This is a genomic window from Devosia sp. (assembly GCF_034675085.1).
Classification (GTDB): Bacteria; Pseudomonadota; Alphaproteobacteria; order Rhizobiales; family Devosiaceae; genus Devosia.
This window is the reverse complement of the sequence record NZ_JAUCDN010000272.1, coordinates 1-4,351: the sequence shown is the minus strand read 5'-3', so window position 1 is coordinate 4,351 and position 4,351 is coordinate 1. Positions and strand designations below refer to the sequence as shown.

Below are 4,351 nucleotides of genomic sequence, written 5' to 3'. Positions count from 1 at the left end.
TCATGCTTGAGGTTCCGGGCGTGATCGGCGTCAAGCAGTCCAATGGCGATCTCAAACTCACCGCCGACCTGCTGATCGATCTGCCCAAGGACAAGCTCGTCTTCACCGCCGTCGATGCGCTGCTCTATCCCAGCTTCGTGCTCGGCGTGCACGGCACCATCGCCGCCAATCCCGCCGCCGCGCCCAAGGCCACCGTCAAGCTGTGGGATCTGGTCAAGGCCGGCAACCATGCCGAGGCCAAGGTGTTGCACGAGAACCTGCTGCGCTTCTGGAACGCCCTCATCACCGACGATCTGCCGGCGAACATCAAATATGCCCAGTCGCTCCAGGGTGTGCCCTTCGCCTTGCCGCGTGCGCCGATGCGTGCGCCCGACGATGCTCGCAAGGCACTGATTGCCCAGGCTCTCAAGGCCATTCCGCACTGAGGGCAAAGCCCCGCGCCCTGCCGCCTCAGGCGGGGCGCTCTTCATCCAATCCTAGGGAGGATCCTTTATGAACAGACTTTTCACCCTCGCTCTGGCCACCACGGCCCTTCTCGGCAGCATGGCTCCGCTCGCGCAGGCGCAGGCGCAGGACTGGCCCGAGCGCCCGGTGCAGCTCGTGGTGGTTGCCGGGGCCGGCGGCGGCTCGGACTACACCTTCCGTCTTCTGGCGGCTGAGCTTGAAGCCGCCCTCGGTCAGCCCTTCCCGGTGGTCAATCTGGCTCAGGCCTCCGGCATTGTCGGCTACACCACCTACACCTCGTCCCCGCCGGATGGTTACACGCTGGGTCAGCTCTCTCCCATCGCCCAGTTCACGCTTCTGGGGCAGGCCAATTTCCAGCCCGAGAGCTTTACCGCCATCGCGCAGTTCAATGCCGATCCTTCGGCAATCCACGTGTCCGCCGACTCCGAATATCAGGATCTGGGCACGCTCATCGCCGCCATCAAGGCCGATCCGTCCGCCTTCAACATTTCCTGCGGCGGCACCTGCAATGCCAGCTGGGATATTCCCTTCGTCTCCATGCTGCTCGGTGAAGGCGTTGACGTCAGCAAGATCAACCTGATCCCCGCACAGGGTTCGGCGGCGGCCTTGCAGGAGTTGGCCTCGGGTGGCATCGACATCGTGCTCTGCTCCATCCCCGAAACCACCGCGCTCAAGGAAGCGGGTGTGGTCAAGACGCTCGCCGTGATGAGCGAAGACCGCGTGGCCATCGATGACGCCATCCCCACCGTCAAGGAAGCCATCGGTACCTCCTATGTCGGCGGCACCTGGCGCGGCGTGGCCGGCCCGGCCGGAATGGATCCGGCGCTGGTTAGCAAGATCGAGGCTGCCGTGGCCGATGCAGTCCAGCAGGACCGCTTCGTCAAGGGCATGGAAGATCGCGGCTTCGGCATTGCCTATCTCGGCCATGACGATTTCACCGCCTTTCTCGGCGAGCATTTCGCCCAGACCGAACAGGTGCTGAACGCCCTGGCCGGAAAATAGGCGCCAGCAGCGGATTGCGCTCCCGACAATCCCGCGCCTTACTGGATGCCGGCGAACTCCTCCCGCCGGCATCCATCTTTTCCGGGCCCTGGAGCATTTTCCGCTGGATGTTCGCTGTTTTCCCGAGCTGCCGGACGGCTTCAAACTGAGAGGCATGCATGACGGACAAAATGATCGGTCTGGGCTTTGCCGCCCTGGGCGTCGCAATCCTGGTGCTTTCGCTCCAGCTTCCTCCGCCATTGGCGGCCACCCACATCGCCTATGGCGCCGGCTTCTTTCCCAGCATTCTGGGCATCGCGATCGCCGTCGCGGGTGGGGCCCTGGCGCTCAAGCCCGCCGGTGATGCCGACGAGGTCGAGGATGAGGAGGCCGAACTGACCCATTGGTCCAAGCCCGCCATCGTCATGGCGGCGGGGCTGGTCTATGTCCTCTTCTCCCAGCAGATCGGCTTCCTGATCCTGGCGCCCATCATTCTCACCGGCCTGCTGCTGCTCGGGCGGGTCGCTGTCTGGCAGGCGCTGGCCATCGGCATTCTCGGCTCGGTCATCGTCTACATCCTTTTCGCCAAGCTTTTGCTGGTGCCCCTCCCGCTCGGCCTGCTCGCGCCTTTCGGAGCCCACCTATGATCGAAAACATCGCTGCGGGCCTGAGCCTGCTTTTCGACCCCTATGTGCTGCTGGTCATGGTCGCCAGCGCGGCTTTTGGCCTGTTCATGGGGGCGCTTCCCGGCCTCACCGCGACCATGGCGGTGGCGCTTCTGGTTCCGGTGACCTTCTATATGGAGCCGGTTCCGGCGGTGGCCGCCATGGTCACGGCGTCGGCCATGGCCATGTTCTCCGGCGATATCCCTTCGGTGCTGCTCCGCATGCCCGGAACGCCGGCCTCGGCGGCCTATACCGATGACGCCTTTGCGCTCACAAAAAAGGGCCAGGCGCATATCGCCATGGGCATCTGCCTGCTGACCTCCGCCATAGGTGGGCTGTTCGGTGCGGTCATCCTGGCCCTTTTTGCTCCGCCGCTGGCCATGGTGGCGTTGAAATTCTCCTCTTACGAATATTTCTGGCTCTGCCTGCTCGGCCTCACCACGGCCGGCTTCATGATCCAGGCATCCCGCGCCAAGGGTGTCATCTCGCTCGCTTTGGGGCTGTTCGTGGCCACTATCGGCATTGATCCGGTCAGTGGCGTACCGCGCTTCACCTTCGGCAATACCGCCCTTCTGGGCGGGCTGTCCCTGGTGCCGGTGATGATCGGGCTCTTCGCCTTCTCCGAGATTTTCCGCTTCTACGCCAAGCGCGTCCAGCCCGTGAAGCTCGAACAGGCCAGCATCAGGGGGGTGTTCGAGGGACAGGGCAAGATTTTATGGCAGGAGCGCAAGGCCATCGCCCAGGGCAATGTCCTGGGAACGGTTCTGGGCATCCTGCCCGGCGCCGGGGCCGATATCGCCGCCTGGATTTCCTATTCGCTGGCCAAGAAATTCTCCCGCACTCCCGAGGAATACGGGCGCGGCTCCAAGGAAGGGCTGGCGGCGGCCGGCGCCGCCAACAATGCCGCGGTGAGCGGCGGGTTCATCCCCTCGCTGGTTTTCGGCATCCCCGGCGATGCCATCGCCGCCATCATCATCGGCGTGCTGTTCATGAAGGGGGTCAATCCCGGCCCCACCATCTTCCTCAACAACCCAGCCGTGGTCTACGCCATTTTCGGCACTTTCTTCCTCGCCAACCTGCTGATGATCCCGCTGGGCTGGGTCGCCATTCGGCTCAGCCGCGTCATGCTGACCGTGCGCCTCAATATCCTGATGCCGATCATCTTCATTTTCTGCCTCATCGGCGCCTTTGCCATGGAGAACAACATCACCGCCGTGGCGATCGCCCTGGCGTTCGGTGTCATCGGGGTGGCGCTCGAGGCCTTTCGCTTTCCCCTCGCTCCACTGGTGCTCGGCATCGTGCTCGGCCCGCTTCTCGAGCAGAATTTCCTCACCTCCATGATGAAGTCGGGCGGCAATCCTGCGGCCTTCTTCGATCGCCCCATCGCCGGTTCGCTGGCCGTGGTGACGATTTTCATCTGGGTCTGGCCCTTGCTCGCCCGCCTGCTCAGGCGCCGGTGAGGGTCTTTCCGGTCGCCTGATCGGCCGGCTCCGTTTCACTTTTTGTCCTTTGGCACCAGGGCCATCGCCACCTTCCTTGCAGGGTGTCGGTGGCCTGGCGCGATTCTGGGCTTGACGATCGTCGTTCTGAGTGCATGCTACATCTGTAACAAAGGTATATATTCCAATATTAAGGAATATGAGGAGGATCAGATGAAGCGTACCGCCTTGCTTGCGGCGACCGCTGTCGTTGCCTTGCTGTCCAGCAATGCACTTGCCCATGCCCAGACCCAGGGTGGCATAATCGATGTCGCCACCATCGGCGAGCCGCCGACGCTCGACCCGATGGCGTCGACCGCGGACCTGGTGGGCATCGTCACCCAGCACATGTTCGAAACGCTCTACACGTTTGATGCCAAATGGGGCGCGACGCCGCTGCTGGCCGCGGCCCTGCCCACCATCTCGGAAGATGGAAAGACCTACACGATCCCGCTGCGCACCGGCATCAAGTTCCATGATGGCTCAGTGATGACCTCGGCCGACGTGGTCGCCTCGCTCGAGCGCTGGATGAAGATCGCCACGCGCGGCAAGCAGGCCGCCGAGGTGATCGAGAGCGTCGTGGCCACCGACGATGCCACGGTCACCATCTCGCTCAAGACCCCCTATGCGCCGCTGGTCGCCCTGCTCTCGTTCAACAACGCCGCCGCCATCATCATTCCGGCGGCCAGTGCCGGCCAGGATCCGCTGGAGAGCTTCATTGGCACCGGCCCCTATAAGCTCCAGGAGCGGGTGCCCGACCAA

At 63.6% G+C, this 4,351-nt stretch carries 5 protein-coding genes; all 5 read left to right on the top strand.

Features of this window, described 5'->3' with window-relative positions; translation table 11 throughout:
• Positions 1-425: dihydrodipicolinate synthase family protein (locus VDP82_RS14495; RefSeq protein ID WP_323015549.1), on the top strand; the 425-nt coding region annotated here is incomplete at its 5' end.
• A 67-nt stretch (positions 426-492) separates the two neighbouring features.
• Positions 493-1,467, top strand: coding sequence for a tripartite tricarboxylate transporter substrate binding protein (locus VDP82_RS14490; RefSeq protein WP_323015548.1), 975 nt, complete (start codon positions 493-495; stop codon positions 1,465-1,467).
• A 158-nt stretch (positions 1,468-1,625) separates the two neighbouring features.
• Positions 1,626-2,093, top strand: a complete 468-nt coding sequence (locus VDP82_RS14485; RefSeq protein ID WP_323015547.1) for a tripartite tricarboxylate transporter TctB family protein — start codon at positions 1,626-1,628, stop codon at positions 2,091-2,093.
• Complete coding sequence (locus VDP82_RS14480) at positions 2,090-3,571, top strand: tripartite tricarboxylate transporter permease (RefSeq protein WP_323015546.1); 1,482 nt, start codon at positions 2,090-2,092, stop codon at positions 3,569-3,571. Before VDP82_RS14485 ends, VDP82_RS14480 begins: the two co-directional genes overlap by 4 nt.
• A 192-nt stretch (positions 3,572-3,763) precedes the next feature.
• Positions 3,764-4,351 (top strand): ABC transporter substrate-binding protein (locus VDP82_RS14475; RefSeq protein WP_323015545.1); only part of this gene is annotated, 588 nt, incomplete at its 3' end.